The organism is Alistipes sp. UBA6068 (genome assembly GCF_949428155.1).
Lineage (GTDB): Bacteria > Bacteroidota > Bacteroidia > Bacteroidales > Rikenellaceae > Alistipes > Alistipes muris.
The window spans coordinates 68,295-89,476 of record NZ_CASQFS010000007.1; the positions used below are offsets into that span (position 1 = coordinate 68,295).

General features: G+C 59.1%; 20 protein-coding genes and 1 tRNA gene. 7 read left to right on the plus strand and 14 right to left on the minus strand.

Going from position 1 to position 21,182, the window contains the following annotated elements:
* Nucleotides 1–7 precede the first annotated feature (7 nt).
* The 9 genes from pfkA to QVG21_RS05555 all read right to left on the minus strand — a co-directional run bounded on the left by pfkA (nucleotide 8) and on the right by QVG21_RS05555 (nucleotide 8,201).
* Nucleotides 8–988: a 6-phosphofructokinase gene (gene pfkA / locus QVG21_RS05515; protein ID WP_251214109.1), complete on the minus strand. Its 981-nt coding sequence runs from the start codon at nucleotides 986–988 to the stop codon at nucleotides 8–10.
* A 202-nt stretch (nucleotides 989–1,190) separates the two neighbouring features.
* On the minus strand, nucleotides 1,191–2,489 hold the full coding sequence (locus QVG21_RS05520; RefSeq protein WP_287922916.1) for a PspC domain-containing protein: 1,299 nt from the start codon (nucleotides 2,487–2,489) through the stop codon (nucleotides 1,191–1,193).
* A 13-nt stretch (nucleotides 2,490–2,502) separates the two neighbouring features.
* Entirely contained in the window at nucleotides 2,503–3,363 is an 861-nt protein-coding gene (locus tag QVG21_RS05525; protein WP_287922917.1) for a head GIN domain-containing protein, read from the minus strand.
* 26 nt (nucleotides 3,364–3,389) lie between these two features.
* Complete coding sequence (locus QVG21_RS05530; RefSeq protein WP_287922919.1) at nucleotides 3,390–3,728, minus strand: PadR family transcriptional regulator; 339 nt, start codon at nucleotides 3,726–3,728, stop codon at nucleotides 3,390–3,392.
* A gap of 7 nt (nucleotides 3,729–3,735) precedes the next feature.
* The gene (locus tag QVG21_RS05535; protein WP_251214105.1) at nucleotides 3,736–3,939 is read right to left on the minus strand and encodes a PspC domain-containing protein; all 204 of its coding nucleotides are present in this window, start codon (nucleotides 3,937–3,939) and stop codon (nucleotides 3,736–3,738) included.
* Nucleotides 3,940–3,945: 6 nt separating this feature from the next.
* Nucleotides 3,946–4,455 carry a PspC domain-containing protein gene (locus QVG21_RS05540; RefSeq protein ID WP_287922923.1) on the minus strand — a complete coding sequence of 170 codons (510 nt, stop codon included), beginning with the start codon at nucleotides 4,453–4,455 and terminating at the stop codon, nucleotides 3,946–3,948.
* Nucleotides 4,456–4,733: 278 nt separating this feature from the next.
* Nucleotides 4,734–5,477, minus strand: coding sequence for a succinate dehydrogenase/fumarate reductase iron-sulfur subunit (locus tag QVG21_RS05545; protein ID WP_251214103.1), 744 nt, complete (start codon nucleotides 5,475–5,477; stop codon nucleotides 4,734–4,736).
* A gap of 35 nt (nucleotides 5,478–5,512) precedes the next feature.
* Nucleotides 5,513–7,459, minus strand: coding sequence for a fumarate reductase/succinate dehydrogenase flavoprotein subunit (locus QVG21_RS05550; RefSeq protein WP_251214102.1), 1,947 nt, complete (start codon nucleotides 7,457–7,459; stop codon nucleotides 5,513–5,515).
* 37 nt (nucleotides 7,460–7,496) lie between these two features.
* On the minus strand, nucleotides 7,497–8,201 hold the full coding sequence (locus tag QVG21_RS05555) for a succinate dehydrogenase cytochrome b subunit (RefSeq protein ID WP_287922925.1): 705 nt from the start codon (nucleotides 8,199–8,201) through the stop codon (nucleotides 7,497–7,499).
* Between the two features lie 148 nt (nucleotides 8,202–8,349).
* On the opposite strand from QVG21_RS05555, the gene QVG21_RS05560 reads away from it, so the two are divergent.
* Together QVG21_RS05560 and QVG21_RS05565 are read left to right on the plus strand one after the other, a co-directional pair.
* Nucleotides 8,350–8,886, plus strand: coding sequence for a 5-formyltetrahydrofolate cyclo-ligase (locus QVG21_RS05560; protein ID WP_287922927.1), 537 nt, complete (start codon nucleotides 8,350–8,352; stop codon nucleotides 8,884–8,886).
* A gap of 63 nt (nucleotides 8,887–8,949) precedes the next feature.
* Nucleotides 8,950–9,735: a patatin-like phospholipase family protein gene (locus QVG21_RS05565; protein WP_251214099.1), complete on the plus strand. Its 786-nt coding sequence runs from the start codon at nucleotides 8,950–8,952 to the stop codon at nucleotides 9,733–9,735.
* 447 nt (nucleotides 9,736–10,182) lie between these two features.
* Here the strand turns inward: QVG21_RS05565 and QVG21_RS05570 are convergent, their stop codons facing one another.
* Entirely contained in the window at nucleotides 10,183–11,544 is a 1,362-nt protein-coding gene (locus tag QVG21_RS05570) for a DUF5723 family protein (RefSeq protein ID WP_287922929.1), read from the minus strand.
* Between the two features lie 15 nt (nucleotides 11,545–11,559).
* Complete coding sequence (locus QVG21_RS05575; RefSeq protein WP_287922930.1) at nucleotides 11,560–12,480, minus strand: hypothetical protein; 921 nt, start codon at nucleotides 12,478–12,480, stop codon at nucleotides 11,560–11,562.
* Nucleotides 12,481–12,611: 131 nt separating this feature from the next.
* Between QVG21_RS05575 and uvrC the strand changes: the two genes are divergently transcribed.
* The 3 genes from uvrC (at nucleotide 12,612) to QVG21_RS05590 (ending at nucleotide 15,765) form a co-directional block, all read left to right on the plus strand.
* Nucleotides 12,612–14,441, plus strand: coding sequence for an excinuclease ABC subunit UvrC (uvrC, locus tag QVG21_RS05580; RefSeq protein WP_287922931.1), 1,830 nt, complete (start codon nucleotides 12,612–12,614; stop codon nucleotides 14,439–14,441).
* 286 nt (nucleotides 14,442–14,727) lie between these two features.
* Nucleotides 14,728–14,811, plus strand: a tRNA-Leu gene (locus QVG21_RS05585).
* A gap of 228 nt (nucleotides 14,812–15,039) precedes the next feature.
* Nucleotides 15,040–15,765, plus strand: coding sequence for a YebC/PmpR family DNA-binding transcriptional regulator (locus QVG21_RS05590; RefSeq protein ID WP_287922932.1), 726 nt, complete (start codon nucleotides 15,040–15,042; stop codon nucleotides 15,763–15,765).
* A gap of 53 nt (nucleotides 15,766–15,818) precedes the next feature.
* Here QVG21_RS05590 and QVG21_RS05595 read toward each other — a convergent pair whose 3' ends face one another.
* From QVG21_RS05595 to QVG21_RS05605, 3 genes are all read right to left on the minus strand, one after another.
* On the minus strand, nucleotides 15,819–16,469 hold the full coding sequence (locus tag QVG21_RS05595) for a rubrerythrin family protein (RefSeq protein ID WP_287922933.1): 651 nt from the start codon (nucleotides 16,467–16,469) through the stop codon (nucleotides 15,819–15,821).
* A 256-nt stretch (nucleotides 16,470–16,725) separates the two neighbouring features.
* Nucleotides 16,726–18,057, minus strand: a complete 1,332-nt coding sequence (locus QVG21_RS05600) for a glucose-6-phosphate isomerase (protein WP_287922935.1) — start codon at nucleotides 18,055–18,057, stop codon at nucleotides 16,726–16,728.
* A gap of 6 nt (nucleotides 18,058–18,063) precedes the next feature.
* A complete protein-coding gene (locus QVG21_RS05605) occupies nucleotides 18,064–19,071 on the minus strand; it encodes an NAD(P)H-dependent glycerol-3-phosphate dehydrogenase (RefSeq protein WP_251214092.1) in 1,008 nt (335 codons plus the stop codon).
* Between the two features lie 157 nt (nucleotides 19,072–19,228).
* Between QVG21_RS05605 and QVG21_RS05610 the strand changes: the two genes are divergently transcribed.
* Together QVG21_RS05610 and mreC are read left to right on the plus strand one after the other, a co-directional pair.
* The gene (locus QVG21_RS05610) at nucleotides 19,229–20,248 is read left to right on the plus strand and encodes a rod shape-determining protein (protein ID WP_251214091.1); all 1,020 of its coding nucleotides are present in this window, start codon (nucleotides 19,229–19,231) and stop codon (nucleotides 20,246–20,248) included.
* 79 nt (nucleotides 20,249–20,327) lie between these two features.
* The gene (mreC, locus tag QVG21_RS05615; RefSeq protein ID WP_287922939.1) at nucleotides 20,328–21,182 is read left to right on the plus strand and encodes a rod shape-determining protein MreC; all 855 of its coding nucleotides are present in this window, start codon (nucleotides 20,328–20,330) and stop codon (nucleotides 21,180–21,182) included.

Below are 21,182 nucleotides of genomic sequence, written 5' to 3' on the forward strand. Positions count from 1 at the left end.
GAGCGATTTATATCGAGAGTATCTTCACCAGGTCGAGGTTCTGTCGGTCGATGCCTTTGTTGTGTTTCACGGCTTTCGGGAAAGGAACGTAGACGATTTTGCCGTTTTCGGTGCCTATCATCACGTTGCGCTGTCCCTCCTGGAGCGCTTCGATGGCTGCTTCGCCCATGCGCGAAGCCAGGATGCGGTCGAACGCCGTCGGCGAGCCGCCGCGCTGGATGTGGCCCAGGATGGTCACCCGGGCGTCGTATTGCGGGAATTCCTTTTTCACGCGCTCGGCCAGCGCCGTGGCTCCGCCTGTCTGGGGGTTCTCCGCTACGATGACTATCGCCGAGTTCTTGCTCTTGCGGAATCCGTGGTTGATAAGTTCGGCCAGCTGGTCGACTTCGGTCTCCATCTCCGGGATGATGGCCGCTTCCGAGCCCGTCGCCAGCGCGCTGTTGAGCGCCAGGTAGCCCGCCGTGTGGCCCATGACCTCCACGAAGAAAAGACGTTCGTGGCTCGACGCTGTGTCGCGCAGTTTGTCCACCGCTTCCATGATGGTGTTCAGCGCCGTGTCATAGCCGATGGTCGAGTCCGTACCTCCCAGGTCGTTGTCTATCGTGCCCGGCAGTCCCACGACCGGCACGTTGTATTCTTTCGCGAAGATTCCGGCGCCCGTCAGCGAGCCGTCGCCGCCTATGACCACCAGCGCGTCGATGCCCGCCGCCATCATGTTGTCGTAGGCTTGCCTGCGCCCTTCGGGCGTCGCGAACTCCTTGCAGCGGGCCGTCTTCAGTATCGTGCCGCCCAGCTGGATGATGTTGCTCACGCTCTGCGACTTGAATTCGACGATTTCGTTGTACACCAGCCCTTTGTAGCCGCGCATGATGCCCTTGACCGTCAGCCCGTTGTAGATTGCGCTGCGGGTCACGGCGCGGATGGCCGCGTTCATGCCGGGGGCGTCGCCGCCCGAGGTCAGCACGCCGATACATTTGATTTCTGCCATAATTTTCCGTTAACTAACAAAACCGCTCCCGGGAATGCGCGCATCCGGCCGAAGCGGAGTTCGTCCGCAGGGCGCCGGGGCCGCGCATCCAAGTTGTAGCCAAAGGTACGAATTATTTCAATTTTTTCAAAAAACACGGAGCGAACTCCATGCCCGCCCCGTGTCCCGGAAAACTTTTTATTTTGAAAACCTTGGTACTTTCTTACAGCTGCTGCGTCTCTTCTTCGTTTACTCGGATGTAGGCGCCGTCCGATTCGTCGGCCTGCATCCTTATGCGTTTGCCGTCGGCTTCGATGTCGAGCTGCGACGTCTGCTTGTCGTAGGTTATTTCGATGCCTTTCGACGGGACGCTGATATGCACCGAGCGCAGGTCGTCCTCCACGATTTTCTCGTCGTCGAAGTCCCGCAGTATTTGCCGCAGCGTCGTTGTGTCGCTCTCGATGACTACTTCCTTGTTGAGTATTTGTCCCAGCGGCTGGTAGTTCCGCACCCGGTCCACCGCCTTTTCCTTGTAGGCCAGCCCTATCAGCATCGCAAGGCCTGCAATCCACGTCAGGAAAATCGCCAGCAGGGTCTTGCTGCCCGGCTTGCGCGATGCGATCAGGCACATCAGCACGTAAATCAGCAAGATAACGGGTATCAATACAAGAAGTATGCCGAGAATCGGAATGCCCAGGTTCATGTCGTTCAGGAAGTGGGGCGACAGCGGCATGTCGTGGCCGCCCACGAGGATGGCGAACAGCGCGATGATAAGGGCGCAGGCGCCGAGAATCAGCCCGAAGACCAGCAGTCCCGCAAACAGCTTGCAGAGCATCAGCACGATTTTCCCGATTGCCGACACCGCTTCGGCCACCACCGGTTTGGTCCGGCTGTCGGGGTCCTGGGCCGCCGTCTGCTCGGTCGTCCGGCGAATCGCCTGCTCCGTGATGCGTTCGCCGTTCATTTCGAGTTTCTGACGCGCTGTGCGGGCTGTCGGCACCGCGAACCACATAATCAGGTAGCAGATGATGAAGATGCCGAACAGGTTGCCCATCATCGGGCCTACCCACCACCCGAAAAAGGGTATCCATTGCAGGCAGAGCAGCAGCAGCGGCAGGAACAGCGCCAGCCGCACCCACACCGGGTCGACGTCGAAATATTTGCCTATCCCTGCGCATACGCCGCCCAGCTTGGCGTTCTCCCGGTCGCGGTAGAGCCGGCGCGGGATGCGGGGGCCTCCGCGGCGCGCGGCCGCAGGGTCGGTCTCCGATATGTCTTCGGCCGAACCCATCTGGCGGATGATGTTCTCCACCAGCGGGCGCTCCACCACACGCGTGTTGTCCTGGGCCGAGAGGATCAGTTCCGCAATGCGGGCTTCGATGTCGGCCACGATTTCGTCGCCGTCGGCCGAATCCTCGTAGCTTTTTTTCAGGGTCTCTATGTATTCCGCCAGCAGGGCGAAGGCGTCGGCGTCCATCGTGAAGGCCACGCCGGAGAGACTGCATTTTCTGACTTCGTTCATAAGGTTGTGGGGGTTAGTTTTCGCGGATGCTGCCGCCGCTCGACGTCTTGATTCGCGCCCGGCAGTCGCCTGCGTAGCGGACCGATGCACCGCTCGATGCGCTGGCGTTGAGGGTTTCGGTGCAGCGGATACGGGCCGACGAGCCGCTCGACGCGTCGACGTCGTAGTTTTTCACCGCAAATTTATCTGCTGACAGCCGGGCGGCCGAGTTCGTTTCGGCCTTGCAGTCGGCGGCGGTTCCGTCGAGCGTCAGCGACGAGGCGCTCGACAACTCTATTTTGCAGCGTTCGGTCGTCACGTGGCCCGTTATCTTCGCGGCGCTCGACACGTCGAATGCGCATTCCGTGGTAGTTATCGTCGCGGCGATTTTCGCGGCGCTCGATGCCTCGGCTTCGCATTTGTCCGCATGGACCGTTGCTTCGATTTTTGCTGCGCTCGACGCGTCGAGCTCTACGTTCTTGGTTGTGAGCGGTGCTTCGCAGACTACGCATGCCGCGCTGTTGGCGTCGATTTTGCCGATGCGTGCGTTGTGGGGCACGGTCACCGTGACGTGGTGGTTCGCAAGTTCCTTGACCGATTTGTCGATGCTGATTTTCAACGTGCCTTCCTCTACCTGGACGGTCACTTTGTCCAGCAGATTGTCGTCGGCCTTGACCTCGACTTCGTTGCTGTCCGTGTTCTTTATTATTGCATGAATGCCCCGCGATACCTGTACCGCGTCGAACGCAGGCACCGTCACCGTGCGGGTAACGAGGTTTCCGCTGCCCTTGATTCTTTCGGCGGCGATGAGCGATTTGGCGGTCAGACCCAGTATGCAGCCTGTGATGGCGGCCAGGAAACCGAGCCCGGCAATAAGCAGAAAGAGTTTTTTCATGGTCGTAAGTGTTTGTTGTTAGGGGGTTATTCGTCTTTTTTGCCGTGGCGGATGGTGCCGATTTGCTTCACCAGCTCGTCCCACGCTTCGTCCAGGGCCGCGAGGTATTCGCGGCCTTTTTCGGTCAGGGTGTAGTACTTGCGGGGAGGGCCCTGCGGCGACTCTTCCCAGCGGTAGGTCAGCAGTCCGGCGTTCTTCTGCCGGGTCAGAATCGGGTAGAGCGTTCCCTCGACCACGATCATCTTCGCCGCTTTCAATTCGGCAATGATTTTCGGGGCGTAGGAATCTTCCCGCGAGAGGATGGCCAGGATGCAGTATTCCAGGATGCCTTTGCGCATCTGTGCCTTTACGTTGTCTTCAGCCATGAGGGTTTCAGGGGTTAAGTTGTGCGGGTGCTTTCGGAATGATGATCCACAGGATGATGTAGACCCAGAGCGAGAGCCCGCCGAAGAGTATCAGAATCGCCGTTGCGAGGCGGATGAGTCCGCGGTTGAGCCCGAAATAGTCGGCCAGTCCGCCGCATACGCCTGCCAGGACGCCGTTGCGGGTACGGTAAAGTCGTTGGTTTGTTTCCATCGTATTTCAGTGTTTTTTGTTGGTCGTGATGCGGGGGCTTTCTTCCGGGACGATTATCCACAGGAGGATATAAACCCAGAGCGAGAGCCCGCCGAACAGAAACAGCAGCAGCGTGATAATGCGGACCAGCGTAGGGTCCGTCCCGAAGAACCGGGCCAGTCCGCCGCAGACACCCGCTATCGAGCGGTCCGCCACCGTGCGGCGCAGCGGCCGCAGGATTTCATGGGGCGCCGGATTTCGGGTGCGTGCGTCTGCGGGGCCGTCGCCGAAGTCCGCAGGCCGCCCCATCCGTTTTATCGCTTCGTTCACGGTTTCCAGCGAGATTACCTGCATCGGGGAGGCGATGCGTTCGCCGAAGATTTCCGCAAAGTGGCGTTCGATGTCGTCCAGCGTCTCCGTGTCGTGTTCCGGCAGGCGGTCGCGCACGGCGTCTAAGTATTCCTTGAGTGTGTCGTAGGCGTCGCGGTCAAGCGTGAAGGCTACCGAGCCGATGTTTGCTTGGATCGTTTCTTTCATGTCTGCGGGTGCGTTTCTGGTTTTTCCGCCGGGGCGGGTGGTTTTCACGATGCAAATATAATGCACTTTTTGGTATTATGCAATACAAAGTACTTTTATTTTCTGTAATCTTCGCTTTTTTTTATGGGAACTCCTCCCGGCGATGGCTGTTTCAGCGAAGAAGCTGTTTTTGTTTTTTGTGTGCGCCAAGGGTTCTGCGGTTGCATCTGTCTGCAAATAACAAGCGGAATCCCGAAAAACCGGGATTCCGCTTGCTTGCAGGAAATATTGAGCGAATCTTAGTCCTCGAACTTGGCCGAGAGGAATTCGCGGTTGAGCCGGGCGATGTGGGCTATCGAAATCGACTTCGGGCATTCGGCCTGGCAAGCACCGGTGTTGGTGCAGTTGCCGAATCCCAGCTCGTCCATCTTGGCGACCATCGCCTTGGCGCGGCGTGCGCCTTCCACGCGGCCTTGCGGCAACTTGGCCAGCGACGATACGCGGGCCGCCACGAAGAGCATCGCCGAACCGTTCTTGCACGTCGCCGCGCAGGCTCCGCAGCCGATGCAGGCCGCGGCGTCCATGGATTCGTCGGCGTCGGCCTTGGGAATCGGAATGGCGTTGGCGTCGGGCACCGAGTTGGTCCGCACCGAGATGAAGCCTCCGGCCTGGAGAATCTCGTCGTAGGCCGAGCGGTTCACCACCAGGTCCTTGATGACGGGGAATGCTGCCGAGCGCCACGGCTCGATGGTGATCGTCGCGCCGTCCTTGAACTTGCGCATGTAAATCTGGCACGTCGTCGCCGCCTGGCTCGGGCCGTGGGCCTGCCCGTCGATGTGCAGCGAGCACATGCCGCAGATGCCTTCGCGGCAGTCGTGGTCGAAGGCCACAGGTTCCTTGCCTTCGTGGATAAGGTTGTTGTTCAGAATGTCGAGCATTTCGAGGAACGACGTGTCGGCCGAGATGTTCTCTACCTTGTAGGTCTCGAATGCGCCTTTCGACTTGGCGTCTTTCTGACGCCATATTTTCAACGTGAAATTCATGATTCCGAATTGTCTTTAATTGTACGTCAGAAAGTTTAGTCCTTGTAGTTGCGCTGGGCCGGGTGTACGAACTCGAAGTTCAGCGGTTCCTTGGTCAGCTCCGGTGCCTGGTCCATGCCTTTGTATTCCCATACGGCCGCATAGACGAAGTTTTCGTCGTCGCGCTTGGCTTCGCCCTCCTCGGTCTGGTGTTCCGAGCGGAAGTGTCCGCCGCACGATTCCTCGCGGTTCAGTGCGTCGCGGGCCATCAGTTCGCCCAGTTCGAGGAAGTCGGCCAGGCGCAGCGCCTTTTCCAGCTCTACGTTGAATTCGTTTTCGGCGCCCACCACTTTCACGTCGGCCCAGAATTCCTTGCGCAGGGCCTGGATTTCCACAATCGCTTTTTCGAGCGATTCCTTCGTGCGGGCCATGCCCACGTTTTCCCACATGATGTGGCCCAGTTTCTTGTGGATGTCGTCGACCGACTGCTTGCCCTTGATGGCCAGCAGCTTGCCGATTTTCTCACGCACGGCTTTCTCCGCTTCCGCGAACGCCGGGGTGTCGGTCGCCACCTTCGGGGCCTGAATCTTGTGCGACAGGTAGTCTCCGATGGTGTAGGGCAGTACGAAGTAACCGTCGGCCAGACCCTGCATCAGCGCCGAGGCGCCGAGACGGTTGGCTCCGTGGTCCGAGAAGTTGGCTTCGCCGATGGCGTACAGACCCGGAACGGTGGTCATGAGGTTGTAGTCGACCCAGATGCCGCCCATCGTGTAGTGTACGGCCGGGAATATCTGCATCGGTTCCTCGTAGGGGCTCACGTCGGTGATTTCCTCATACATGTCGAACAGATTGCCGTAGCGCTGCTTGATGATTTCCTTGCCGAGACGTTCGATTGCCGTCTTGAAGTCGAGGAATACGGCCAGGCCCGTTTCGTTCACACCGTAGCCGGCGTCGCAGCGCTCCTTGGCCGCCCGCGACGCTACGTCGCGCGGTACCAGGTTGCCGAACGCCGGGTAGCGGCGCTCCAGGTAGTAGTCGCGGTCTTCTTCGGCAATGTCCGACGGTTTCTTGGCGCCCGAGCGGATTGCCTGGACGTCTTCTATCTTCTTGGGTACCCAGATGCGGCCGTCGTTGCGCAGCGACTCCGACATCAGGGTCAGTTTCGACTGCTGGTCGCCGTGTACCGGGATGCACGTCGGGTGAATCTGCGTGAAGCAGGGGTTCGCAAAGCCTGCGCCTTTGCGGTAGCACTGGAATGCCGCCGAGCCGTTCGAGGCCATCGCGTTGGTCGACAGGAAGAATACGTTGCCGTAGCCGCCCGTTGCGATTACCACTGCGTGGGCTCCGTGGCGTTCGATTTCGCCCGTCACCAAATTGCGGGCGATGATGCCCTTGGCTTCGCCGTCCTCGATGACGATGTCGAGCATCTCGTGACGCGGATAGCTCTTCACCGAGCCGGCGGCGATTTCCTTGTTGAGGGCCGCATAGGCGCCCAGCAGGAGCTGCTGGCCCGTCTGGCCGCGGGCATAGAACGTGCGCGATACCTGTGCGCCGCCGAACGAACGGTTGGCCAGCAGACCGCCGTATTCGCGGGCGAACGGTACGCCCTGCGCCACGCACTGGTCGATGATGAGGTTCGACACCTCGGCCAGTCGGTAGACGTTGGCTTCGCGGGCACGGTAGTCGCCGCCCTTGATCGTGTCGTAGAACAGACGGTATACCGAGTCGTTGTCGTTCTGGTAGTTCTTCGCTGCGTTGATACCGCCCTGCGCCGCAATGGAGTGGGCACGGCGGGGCGAATCCTGGATGCAGAATATCTTCACGTTGTAGCCCAGTTCGCCCAGCGAGGCAGCGGCCGAAGCGCCGCCCAGTCCGGTTCCGACAATGATGATGTCGAGTTTTCGTTTGTTGGCCGGGCTCACTACCTTGATGGCCGCCTTGTGGTTGTTCCACTTCTGCGCAAGTTCGCCGGCAGGAATTTTAGCATCTAATTTGAGTGCCATATCTTCGTGCGATTTATTGTTTCGTGATAGGGTGGATTCAGCAGGCGCCTGCACAGCAGGGGCATACGCTCTTCAGATAGTATACGACCACCACGGCCGCGAAGCCCAGGAAGATGATCGTGGCCGCGATGTTGGCCGCGCACTTCAGACGCGGGTACCACGTGTCGTTGGCCCAGCCCACGGTCTGGAACATCGACCATACGCCGTGCGTGAGATGGAACCACAGCGCGAAGAACCACGCCAGGTAGAGCGCTACGTAGTACCATTGCGAGAACGTGTAGGCTATCAGCGCCGCTCCGTCGGTGGGGGCGTAGCCCAGCGAGTTCACGTGGTCGCCCATGAGTTCCACCAGCTGCATCTTCGCCCAGAAGTTGTAGAGGTGGAGGGCCAGGCCGCCCAGTACGATGAAGCCCAGTACGAGCATGTTCTTCGAGGCCCACGATACGCCCGGTTCCTTGACCGTCACTTCGTAGCGCTGCGAGCCGCGCGCGCGATAGTTGTTCAGCGTCAGCACGATTGCATAGATGAAATGCAGCGCTACGATGGCCGCCAGGCCCGCCGTCGCTACCAGCGCATACCAGTTCGCGCCCAGTAACGAGCAGATTACGTTGTAGGCTTCCGGCGAGAAGAGCGCCGTCAGGTTCATGGACATGTGGAACAGGATGAAGAGCACCAGCACGCAGCCCGAGACGCTCATCACCAGTTTCTTGCCCACCGAGGAGTTGCAAAGAAAACAGTTCATAGGAATAATTTTGTTATATTTGTAATGTTCGTGTTGCCGTGGGTTTCCGCAGCGATGGTCCGTGGCGGACAAACTGCCACAAATATACGTATTGTTTGCGGAATAACAATGGCGGCACGAAGGAAATTGTCTTAAGTCGGAGGGTTTTATGAATAAGAAGGAGCTGCGTGCCGAAATGAAGCGGCTCAACCGGGCTTTGACCGGGGAGGAGCGCCGGGTGGCATCGGAAAGGATTTTTGCGGGCATAGCTGCTTTGCCCGAGTTCGCTGCGGCCCGGTGCGTGGGGCTGTTCTGCGCCCTTGGCGACGAGCCCGACACTTCGGCGGCGCTCGCCGCTTGGTGCAGGCAGAAGCGCATCGTCGTGCCCCGGGTCGAGGGCGAGACCATGCAGTTCTACGATTATGTGCCCGAATCTTTGTGCTGCGGGGCTTTCGGTATCGCCGAGCCCGGACCCGGGGCTTCGGTTTGCCCGCCCGGCGACATAGACCTCATCATCGTTCCCGGCGTAGCCTTCACCCCGTCTGGTGTCCGGTTGGGACGCGGCAAGGGGTTCTACGACCGTTATCTCACCCAGCCCGGTGTGCGGGCCCTTAGGTTCGGCGTGTGTTATCCGCATCAGTTGGTTGGCGAACTGCCCGCCGAGCCGCACGACGTAGCGATGGACCGGGTGTTTTGCGGCGAGTAGTTCGTGCCCCGCGGTTCGGCACGATGCGTGTATTTTTTTTGGATTGTTCGGAGGATTTGTCTTATGCAGAAACGTAAGGTTGCTTTGGTGCTCAGCGGCGGCGGCGCGCGCGGCATCGCCCATATTGGGGCCATCGAGGCGCTGGAGGAGGCCGGGTTCGAGATTTCGTCCGTCGCCGGCACTTCCATGGGAGCGCTCGTAGGGGGAATGTTCGCCGCCGGGCGTCTGGCGGAGTTCCGCGACTGGATTTGTTCGCTCGACCGTTACAAGGTCCTCGGCATGGTCGACTTGGCGTTCAGCTCCGAGGGGCTGGTCAAGGGCAACCGCGTTATGAAGGCTTTGAAGTCGCTCGTTCCCGACGTGCGCATCGAACGTCTCGCCGTTCCTTTTGCCGCCGTCTCCGCCGACCTCGTCACCGGGCGCGAAGTCGTCTTCGACCACGGCGATTTGTTCGGCGCCGTCCGGGCTTCCATTTCCATTCCCTCGGTCTTCCAGCCCGTGCGTTACAATGGCATGGTTCTTATCGACGGCGGTACGGTCAACCCCTTGCCGCTCAACCGCGTGCAGCGGCAGCCCGGCGATTGGCTCGTCGCTGTCGATGTCTGCGGTTCGTGCTCCGGGCTGTGCTCGTCGCTCAATTATTACAACTTGATTTCCGTCTCTTCCGAAATCATGATTCAGCGCATCACGCAGCTCATGTGCCGGATTTATCCGCCCGATTTGCTGGTTGAGCTGCCTTGCGATTTGTTCGGCATCTTCGAGTTCTACCGCGCCGCTGAAATCGTCGAGGCCGGCCGTCATCTGATGGAGCAGGCGCTGCAGCGCCACGGGGTTCCCGTCAGCGGTTGATTTACTTCTCCTTAATTTATATAGGAACCCCGTACTGCCTTGCCGGCAATACGGGGTTTCGGGTCAAAAATTGCGGCGGTCCGTTGAAGAATTCAAGTTCAGTGACGCAACTTCACACAGAGTTCGGACCGCCGCAATGGGTACTTAATTATTTTTACTAACCTTCAAACTTTGCGAGGTTATTCGTCGGATTTCTCCAACACCACAAAGATACGCAAAGATTCCGAATTTGCAATAGCTTTGCCCGAATCTGGTATGGGTGCGTCTGAAATCGTTAATTCCGATGCCTTTTCCGGAGTTCGCGTTCGCATTTTTCCGCATCGCTGCGAACCTTATCCGGTATCGGGGGTGCACAAAATGCCCGGATTCGGGCGGTCGGGGCCGTTTGAATCCGGGCGTAAACGGGTTGAAATCCTCGTAGTTCGGCTGTTTCGGCCGGCAGGAGGTCTATTTTTGCGTGCGCTGGCCTTTGGGTCCGAGCGGGAACCCCAGCCCGAACGTGACATTCATCGTGCGCTGGCGGACGGGGATGTATTGCGGCGTGAATTTCGCCGTCGCCAGGTCGGTCGCTATGAAGAAGTTGATCCAGCTCGGGCAGAGGTTCAGCGCAAGGCCGAAACTTCCTCCGCAGCGGGTCGTGCGCGTGTAGCTCGCCGCCAGCGTGAACCATCGTACCGGGCTGAAGTTCACCGAACCCGTCACGCTGTGCAGCGTTGTAAAGTGGTGGAAGCGGGCTTGGTAGAGCAGGCCGAATCCTACCCGGTGGTCCCACAAGTAATATTCCGCCCCTGCGTTGAGCGTCGCTTGCAGCATGCGGGTTTTCATTTGGCTGTCGTCCGGGCGGAAGCGCAGCAGGTCGTCGAACGAGAAGTCGGGCGAAGCGAACGTCATGTCGTTTTCCACCGTGATTCCTGTGTATTCTACATGTTCTTCCGAGTGGCCCCGGATGTTGTTTTCTTTGTCCCAGTCGATGAATCCCAGGTCCGTCACCGAGAGCGACACCTGCAAGTCGGGCAGTACATTGTATGTCGCGCCCAGGTCGACTGCGAATCCGTAGCCTGTGGGCTTGAAGCCTTTCATGCGGATGTCGCTCAACTCGAAATAGGGGCGGCCTTCTTCGTCATAGCGGTAGTTGATTTCCGCTTCCGGTATGTTCGCGTCCAGCGTGGCATAGGTGTCTACCGCCCAACGGTCGTCGTGGAGCGTTACGTCCATTCGGTCGAACGTCAGTTTCGCGCGGCCCAATCCCACCAGCACCTTGGCTTTGGCGCCTATGTAGAGCTTGTCGTCGAGCAGCGGGAACGAGTAGGAGAATCCCGCGTCCGCATAGGTTTCGACGCTTATCCCCAGGTCGCGGATCGAGCCGTCGGTGCCGCGTTTGACGAATTCGACCAGTTTGCCCGGTATGTTGAGCGTCGCGCTGGCGTGCAGGTTGAGGTCGAACGACCAGAAATGTTTGCGGTTGCGGGTATAGCTGCCGAATCCCAGCAGGTTCACCCGCGTGCCGGCCGTCAGCGTGTTCTTGTCGCGAATGTTGCGCAGGGCTTCCGACGTCGGTACCGACGCGTCGAACAGCGTCACAAGCCGTCCGTCGCGCGGGTAAAGCAGGTTGTCGAGGGTAAGGCTGCTGTTCACGCCCACTTGTACGCCACCCGCGCCCGGTACGTTGAAGTAGCCGCGGTGCGGGGCGAACGCCGGGTTGTATTGCATGCGGAGGGTGCTCCCCTCCATGAAGTAGGTCGTGGGGTTCTGTGCCGCTGCTGTTGCGGCCGCCAAGAGCGCTATTATATATATAGGAATCCTTTTCATGGTCTGTGCCGCGGGTTAGAGGTTCAGAGCTCCGGTTTTGTGGAGGCTCAGCCGGATGGAGATCGGGCGCGCGTCGAGTGCCCGTCCCGGGTAGTAGCGCTGCAACTCGACCGGTACATGGATGGCCAGGTCGTTGGCTCCTGCCAGCGCCCGCAGGTCTTCGGTGTAAATCCGCGTCGGGGTCAGTTCGGTCGTTGTGCCCGGGGCTATGGCGAACGGGGCGATTTCCAGCCCCGTCGGCGTGAATACGGGCGACAGCCGCATGCTCAGCGGCAGCGTACTCTCTACCTTGCCTTTGATGGAGAGCGTGTTGCGCGGGTCGGGCGTCCCTTCCGGGTCGAGGTTCGCGGTCAGCATGTCCAGTGCTTCGCCCAAGTCGATGGCTCCCAGCTGGTAGTCCAGGTCGGATACTTGCAGCAAAATCAAGAATTTGCGGGCTGCCGCTTCGGTTTGCTCCCGAAGCGCTTCGCTGGCTGTGAACCGGTCGACGAACAATGTTGTAAACTGGGCTTTGTCGACGGGTATTCCCTCCAGCCCCAGCGGTTTGAGGAAGTCATCCTTGTAGCACCGCCATACCAGGTCGGCCACTTTGTCCACCTTGGCCGCATCGCGGCCCATTTCATCGACCAGAGCTCCGGTCACTTCCGCCAGATAGGCGTCGTCCGCATAGAGGCGCTGGAAGTCTACGTAGTCCACCCCTCCGGGCAGCTCCGACGGCAGCCAGATGTCGGCTTCGTCCAGCATTTCTTGCAGCGAACCTTGGCTGTCGTGGATGTCGTCGAGCAGGACCGTCACGGTCACCAGCGGTGCCGCGAATTCCGATTCGTCGTCGCCGACGGCGATTTGTCCTCCCTCCAGGCGCCCGAGGTCGTAGGCTTTGTCGACGCACGACAGGGTCAGCAGTCCCGCGGCCAATAGGAGTATCGTTCTTTTCATGGGTGTGAATATGAGTGTTTTGTGCGCAAATATACGGCGTTCGGCCCAATAAAGCAAAAATCGCCCGGGCTTTGTCGCTGCGCGTATTCGGGGCCGGGGCTTTGCGAAAAAATTCCTACATTTGCACACGTATGGCCGAATCCGACAATTCCTTTCTTCGCGAGCAGGTGGCTTTGCTGCCCTTGTCGCCGGGCGTCTACCAGTTCGTGGACCGCTCCGGCACGATTATCTACGTCGGCAAGGCCAAAAGCCTGCGCAAGCGCGTTTCTTCGTATTTCGTTCAGAGCAAGGAGCATAGCGCCAAGGTGCGTGTGCTGGTCAGGCAGATTGCCGAAATCCGCCATATAGTCGTCGGCAGCGAGACCGACGCTTTGCTGCTCGAAAACTCGCTTATCAAGACCCTCCAGCCGCGTTACAACATCCTCCTCAAGGACGACAAGACCTACCCGTGGATCGTCGTGCGGCGCGAGCATTTTCCCCGTGTGCAGTCTACGCGGCAGCTCTTGCGCGACGGGTCGCAGTATTTCGGTCCTTACGGGTCGGGCATGATGCAGCACAGCGTGCTGGAGTTCATCCGCGAGGTCGTGCCGTTGCGTACCTGCAAGCTCAACCTCGCTCCCGAACTTATCGCGCGAGACAAGTATTCGGTCTGTCTTCAGTATCATATCGGCAATTGCAAGGGGCCTTGCGTCGGGCTGCAGTCCGAGGAAGACTACGACACGCAGGTCGGGCTGGTCGTCTCCATTCTCAAAGGCGACTTGCGGCCCGTGCGGAGCTACCTGGAGGAGGAGATGGCCCGGGCTTCCGCGGCGCTGAGGTTCGAGCAGGCGCAGCGCTACAAACAGCGGCTCGACGCTCTGGACCATTACGCCGGTCGGTCGGTCATCGTCAGCGCCCGCATCGTCGACGTCGACGTCTTTTCGCTCTTGCCCGACGACGATGTGGCTTATTGCAATTTCGTCCGTATCCGCCACGGGTCGGTCGTCGGCGTTTCTACCGTGCGTCTTTCCACGGGCGTCGGGGCTGACGAGCGCGACATGCTCACCTTGGCTATCCAGCATGTCGTCGAGCATATCGCGGGCGGGGAGTTGGCGCGCGAAGTAATCGTTCCGTTCCTGCCCTCCACTACCTTGCTGTTCGACGGCGTCACCTTCACCGTTCCCAAGCGTGGCGAGAAGCTCGATTTGTTGGAGTTTTCGCAGAAAAGCGCCCGCATCTACCGCGCCGAGCAGCTCAAGAACCTTGAAATCAAGAATCCCGAGCGCCACGCCGACCGTTTGATGAACGCCATGCAGAAAGAACTGCACCTCGACCGGCAGCCGCGCCATATCGAGTGTTTCGACAATTCCAATTTGCAGGGGTCCCACCCCGTCGCGTCGTGCGTCGTCTTCCGCAACGGCAAGCCCTCCCGCAAGGAGTACCGCCATTTCAACGTTAAGACCGTCGAGGGGGCCGACGATTACGCTTCCATGCGCGAGGTTGTTTTTCGGCGTTATAGCCGGCTCGTGGCCGAGGGGGCCGAGCTGCCCGATTTGATTATCGCCGACGGCGGCAAGGGGCAGATGGCGGTTATCCACGAAGTGCTGGAGTATCTGCAGCTCGATATTCCCATCGCCGGGTTGGCCAAGGACAGCCGCCACCGCACCGCCGAATTGTATTGCGGTTATCCGCCTTTGTTGGTCGGGCTGCGGCCTACTTCGCCCGTTTTCCACCTGTTGTCGCATATCCAAGAGGAGGTGCACCGTTTTGCTGTTTCGTTCCATCGGCAGAAGCGGAGCAAGGCGTTTATCCATAGCGAGCTGGAGCAGATTCCCGGCGTCGGCGAAAAGACCGTCCGCCTGCTCTTGCAGCATTTCCGGACCGTCGCTAAGGTCAAGGCTGCCAATTTCGGCGAGCTCGCCGCCCTCGTCGGCGACGCCAAGGCCCGTAAAATCCAGGAGTTTTTCCACCCTGCGGATTAGCCCTCTCCTCTTTCTGTCATTCTGAGCGCAGCGAACCGACGCTCGCAGCATGTGCAGAGACTGCTTGCAGGCTATGCCATGCAAGGAGGAGGTCAACAAGCGTAGCGCAGTTAAGAATCTGCTTTGTATGAAAAAGTTTATTTTTATGCAGAATTTTTCTCCTCGGCATAGCCCAGGCGAGAAACCGTGTTTTTTCGGCTTCGATTGAAATAATTGTGTGTTAGGAATTGCGAATTGTGAATTAATTCCTATCTTTGTGCGCCCGATTCTTCGTTGGAGACGGTTTGCCCGGATGGCGGAATCGGTAGACGCGTTGGTCTCAAACACCAATGACAGCAATGTCGTGCCGGTTCGACCCCGGCTCCGGGTACCTTTTCAATCTGCTGGTTTACAGCAGATTGTTTTTTTTGTGCCGCAGGGTCTTCCTCCGGATGTCTTGTTTGCGAAACCCCGCAGCGCTTTGCCGCCGACGGTTCAGCCGGGCAGAGCTTGTTCGTTGCTGGCTCCGCTGATTTTTCGGCTTCTATTTTTCCGTTTTTGGCCGCGTTTTTATAACTTTGCGCCACCAAGTCCGAGAAATCGTAAATCTGAATATATTATGGGAAGAGCTTTCGAGTATCGCAAGGCGCGCAAAATGAAGCGTTGGGGGCACATGGCCCGCACGTTTACCAAGTTGGGCAAGGAGATCGAAATCGCCGTCAAGGCCGGCGGCCCCGATCCGTCGGGCAATACGCGTCTGCGCATTCTGATGCAGAACGCCAAGGCCGAGAACATGCCTAAGGAGAACGTCGAGCGTGCCATCAAGCGTGCTACCGAGAAGGATGCCGCCGATTACAAGGAGGTCGTTTACGAAGGTTACGGTCCTCACGGTGTCGCGTTCCTTGTCGAAACCGCTACCGACAACACCAACCGGACCGTCGCCAATGTGCGGATGCACTTCAACAAGTGCGGCGGAACGTTGGGCAACAGCGGTTCCGTTGCGTTCATGTTCGACCACAAGTGCATCTTCAAATTCAGCGTTCCTGCCGGAACCGACCCCGAAGAATTGGAGCTCGAAATGATCGACCTCGGCGTCGACGAGTTCTACCCCGAGGAGGACGGAATCACGGTCTACGCTCCCTACGAGTCGTTCGGCGCCATTCAGAAGTGGCTCGACGACAAGGGTTTCGAGATTGTTTCGGGTGAATCGGCTTACCTGCCTACCGATACCAAGGAGCTGGATGCCGAGGGGCGCGAAGCTGTCGAGAAGCTCGTCGAGCGGCTTGAGGAGGACGACGACGTTACCAACGTCTACCACGCCATGAAGGAGGCCGACGAGGAGTAGCCGCACCATATATGAAAAGCCCGGTCGTTCATAGAATGGACCGGGCTTTCTTTTTACTCGAAGCGGACGAACTGGCGGCCCGACGTCAGACAGAACGGGCAGTAGGGTTCGCAGTAGACCGATATGAAGAGGTTTCCGCAGCGCGGGCAGACCAGATATTCCCAGTTGGTCGCCGTTTCTTCCGGTATCCGGCACAGGTGCATGAACGCCGCGTTCCGCATGTCTACCGACGAGGACCATGTCAGCAGGCGCGCCGCGAAGCGGTTGTCGCAGGCTATGGCCCGGTCGATTTCGCCGCATTTGCATTCTTCCGTCGTGCGCAGTTCATAGGCGATGCTCCGTTCGAGATTGCCGTCCGTGTCGCCGCGGAATACCACGATTTTCTCCGGCGGCAGGTATTCGCCGCCCAATTGTTGGATTGCATCTGCGCAGTTGTGTTCCTGGAGCCGTTCCGAAAGGGCCATCGCCCGGAACAGCCGCGCGATTTGCTGGCGGCTTTCCTGTTCGGCTATCGTCGCGAAGTGGTCGTACTGCATCGACTTCACGTGTTTGCGGCGGCAGCAGGCGTCCAGGTCGGCTATGATTTCGTGCCAGGTTTCGGTGGGTTTTTCCTGCCGCGGGTGGGTGGCCTTGTAGTATATCCAGCCCAGGATGGCCGTCGATACGACGAACAGAATCAGGATGAATAGCGGACGCAGTTTCATGGTTCGGTTTGCTTGTCTAAGGGATTGTTTCCGGGTGCATTTTTTGTGCCACTTTATTTATAAGGTGAAAAGTGAAAGGCTAAAGGTGATTGGCCATTCCGAGGAGTTCCTCTCTGTCATTCTGAGAAGCCGCAGATGAACCGATGCTTGGCAACATTCTATGCCGCAAGGAGGAGGTCGCAAGGAGAGTCCGCGTCCTGCCTACAAAAAAGCGGACCTCGGTGAGAGGTCCGCTTTCGATTCGCAATGCGATGTTTTATAGTCTTGCCTTAATGGCTTTCGATGCTTCTTCGTAGCCCGGTTTTTCCAGCAGTGCAAACATGTTTTTCTTGTACGCTTCCACGCCCGGCTGGTCGAACGGGTTCACTCCCAGCAGATAGCCGCTGATGCCGCAGGCTTTCTCGAAGAAGTAGAGCAGGCCGCCTATCGTCTGCGCGTCGATGCGCGGGATTTCGATGCGGATGTTGGGCACTCCGCCGTCCACATGGGCCAGCTGTACGCCGATTTCTGCCATCCGGTTCACTTCCGAGATTCGTTTGCCCGCCAGGTAGTTCAGACCGTCCAGGTTTTCTGCGTCCGTTTCCACTTTCACTTCGTGCGCAGGCGTTTTCACCGAAATAATCGTCTCGAACAGCGTCCGCTCGCCCTCCTGGATGTATTGGCCCATCGAGTGCAGGTCGGCCGTCAGCGTCACGCTCGCCGGGAAGATGCCTTTGCCTTCCTTGCCCTCGCTCTCGCCGTAGAGTTGTTTCCACCATTCGTTGACGTATTGCAGCTGCGGTTCGTAGGAGCCCAGGATTTCCGTTTTCTTGCCGTTCCGGTAGAGAGCGTTGCGTACCGTCGCATAGATCGCCGCAGGGTTTTCGGCATACGGTATCTTTTCGTCCGTCGCCTTTTCCATTTCCTGCGCTCCGCGCACCAGCGCACGGATGTCTATGCCCGCCGCAGCCAGCGGCAGCAGACCTACCGGGGTCAGTACCGAGAAGCGGCCGCCCACGTTGTCCGGAATCACGAACGTCGGGTAGCCTTCGTTCGTCGCCAGCGTCTTCAGCGCGCCGCGCGCCGCGTCGGTCACCGCTACGATTCGTTCCGCCGCTTCTTTCTTGCCGTAGCGTTTTTCGATTTCCGCCTTTATCAGCCGGAACGCAATGGCCGGTTCGGTCGTCGTGCCCGATTTCGAGATGACGATTGCCGCTACCGAGTGCTCTTTCGAGGCCTCCAGCAGGGCGTGAATGTAGTCTTCCGAGATGTTCTGGCCTGCAAATACCACCGTTGGGTCTTTCTGCTCCCTGCGCAGTTGCTTGAACGGGTCGTTCATCGCTTCCAGCACCGCCTTGGCTCCCAAGTACGAGCCGCCGATGCCGATGCAGATTATCAAGTCGGCTTTCGCGCGCAGGTTGGCCGCCGTTTTTTCGATGGCCGCCAAGTCGGCGTCCGTTATCGACGACGGCAGGTGTACCCAGCCCAGAAAGTCGCTGCCCGCTCCCTTGCCCGAGTGCAGCAGGGTATTGGCCGCTTCGGCCGCCTTCTTCATCTCGTCGGTCGGCGTTATGCCGCTTTTGCGGATGTCCAGTTCGAGTGTTTTCATGTCGTATCAGATTAGTTTTGTCGTCAGTTCTTTCATGCTCCGGCGCGCCGGGGCTTTTTCGTAGAGGATTTTGTAGACCGTCTCCGCTATCGGCATTTCGATGCGGTGGCGGGTGTTGATGTGGCGGATGCAGTCGGCCGCGAAGTAGCCTTCCGCCACCATCGTCATTTCGTTCAGCGCGCTTTTCACCGTGCAGCCGTGGCCGATGAGCAGTCCCAGACGGCGGTTGCGGCTGTGTACCGAGTAGCACGTCACCAGCAGGTCGCCTACATAGGCCGATACCAGCGTGTCGCGGGCGTCCGGGTAGCTTTCGTCTAAGAAACGTTTCATTTCGCCCGCGCTGTTGGCTATCAGCACCGCCAGGAAGTTGTCGCCGTAGCCCAGCCCCACGGCTATGCCTACCGCCAGCGCATAGATGTTTTTCAGTATCGCCGCGTATTCGATGCCGTAGAGGTCCGTGGCGTAGCTCAGCTGGATGTGCGGGGCTGCGAATTTCTTGCCTATCTCCCGTGCGTTTTCCAGGTCGGTGCATACCGCCGTCAGGTAGGTGAGTTTTCCGCGCGACACTTCTTCCGCATGCGACGGGCCCGTCAGCAGGCCCAGCTGCTTGTACGGCACTCCGTAGTGGTCGTGGATATATTCTACCACCGTCGTGTAGTCGCCCGGTATGATTCCCTTGATGGCCGACACGATGAATTTGTCCGTCAGCGGTTCGGTCAGCGGCGCCAGGAAGTCTTTCAGATAGGCCGACGGGGCCGCCAGCACCACGATGTCCGCTTCGCGGACCGCTTCGTTCAGGTCGTCCGTGGGGGCTATGCGTTCCCGGTCGAATTCCGCGTCGCTCAGATAGCGCGGGTTGCGGCCTTCGGTGCGCAGGGCTTCCAGCACTTCGGGGTTGCGTACATGCCAGCCTACGCGCGTTTCGTTGGCCGCCAGCAGACCCACGATCGCCGTCGCCCAGCTTCCGTAGCCGATTACGGCGCAGCGGGCTTCTTTTCCTATTTTGTATTCCATGCAGTCGTTGTTTGGCCACACAAAGTAAATAAAAAAATCTCAAAAAATATACAAATTATTTCACAGCTTTTTCCTACCTTTGTCCGGGTAGCTTCCCGCCGTTCTCCCTTGGGGTTTTCGCCGGGTCCGCGCCGTTGTTAAATTCTTCGCATTCAGTATGGGATTATTTTCTTTGACACAGGAGTTGGCCATCGACCTCGGTACGGCCAATACGCTCATCCTCTATAACGGCAAGGTCGTTGTCGACGAACCGTCCATCGTCGCGCTCGACGTCCATACCGGCAAGCTGGTCGCCATCGGCAGCCAGGCGCGCAACATGCACGAGAAGACCAACCCCAATATCAAGACCATCCGCCCCTTGAAAGACGGCGTCATCGCCGACTTCAACGCTACCGAGCTCATGCTGCGCGGGATGCTCAAGAAGGTCAAAACTTCGGGCAGTCTCTTCGCGCCGTCGCTGCGCATGGTCATCTGCATCCCGTCCGGGTCTACCAACGTCGAGATTCGCGCCGTCCGCGATTCCGCCGAGCACGCCGGGGGGCGCGAGGTCTATATGATTTACGAGCCCATGGCCGCCGCCTTGGGTGCCGGGCTCGACGTCGAGGCTCCCGAGGGCAACATGGTCATCGACATCGGCGGCGGTACTTCCGAAATCGCCTGCATCTCCCTCGGCGGCATCGTTTGCTCCGAGTCGGTCAATGTCGCCGGCGACGTCTTCACCAACGACATTCAGAGTTACGTCCGCCAGCAGCATAACATCCGCATCGGCGAGCGTACGGCCGAGGCCATCAAGTGTTCCGTCGGTGCCGCCGTCTCCGACCTTGACAACGAGCCCGAAGATTTCGTCGTCACGGGTCCCAACATGCTCACCGCCCTGCCGCAGACCGTCTCCCTTTCTTACAGCGAAATCGCTTACGCTTTGGAGAAGTCGCTCACCAAAATCGACGCCGCGCTGATGAAGGTCCTCGAGTCCATGCCGCCCGAGTTGTACGCCGACATCGTCAAGAACGGTATCTACCTTGCTGGCGGCGGTGCCCTCATCAAGGGGCTCGACAGACGCCTTACCGAGAAGACCGGCATCCCGTTCCACCTCGCCGAGGACCCGCTGCGGGCCATCGCGCGCGGTACCGGCATTGCCTTGAAGAATATCAACCGTTTTTCGTTCCTCATGAAGTAGCCGCCGGTCCCAAGCCGGTCATACATAGCGTTTTTTGGATTGCGGGCCGACGGTCCGCAATCTTGAATTAGTAAAAGTCGTGCACAAGCTCATCGAGTTCATCCGTAGTATCTACCTCGTGGTGTTGTTCGTCGTGTTGGAGGCCCTCGCCATCGGGTATTACGCACGGTCCACCTACTTCACGCAGGCCCGCCTGCTCGCGCGTTCCAACGCCGCCGCCGGGTCGGTCCACGAGTTTTCCGCCGGGGTGCGGCGCTACTTCCGGCTCGAAGCCGAGAACCGCATCCTCCTCGACCGTGTCGCCCTCCTTGAGGAACGGCTTGCCCAGTACGACGAGGCCGCCAATATCGACAGGCTCAAGCGTTACATGCTCGATTTGGGCGGGTCCAAGTTCCGCGTCATGACCGCTACCGTCGTCTCCAATACCATCAACCGGGCGCAGAATTTCGTCACCATCAACCGGGGTTTGCGCGACGGCGTCACTCCCGATATGGCGTTGCTCGCTCCCGGCGGTTCCATGTTGGGGTATATCGTCGATTGTACCGACCGCTATTCTGTCGCCATCCCCTTGCTTAACACCTCGTTCCGAGCCAGCGGCAAGTTGGAGGGCACCGATTATTTCGGGTCCGTGTATTGGGACGGCGTCGACCCCCATTCCGTCTTGCTCGGCGAGCTGTCCAAGTATGCCGAGCCCAAAATTGGGCAGCGGGTCATCACGACCGGGTTTTCGCAGTTCTTTCCCGAGAACGTCCTCATCGGGTGGGTCGAGAGCGCTTCCATGAACGAGAACAGGACCGCCTATACCGTCCGTCTGAAGCTCGCCACCGATTTCGCCCGGCTCACCGACATCATCCTCGTCGAGAACCGCGACGCCTGCGAGGTCCTCGACTTGCAGGCCCGGCAGGAGAACGACGAGCGTTTCCGCCATCAGTAG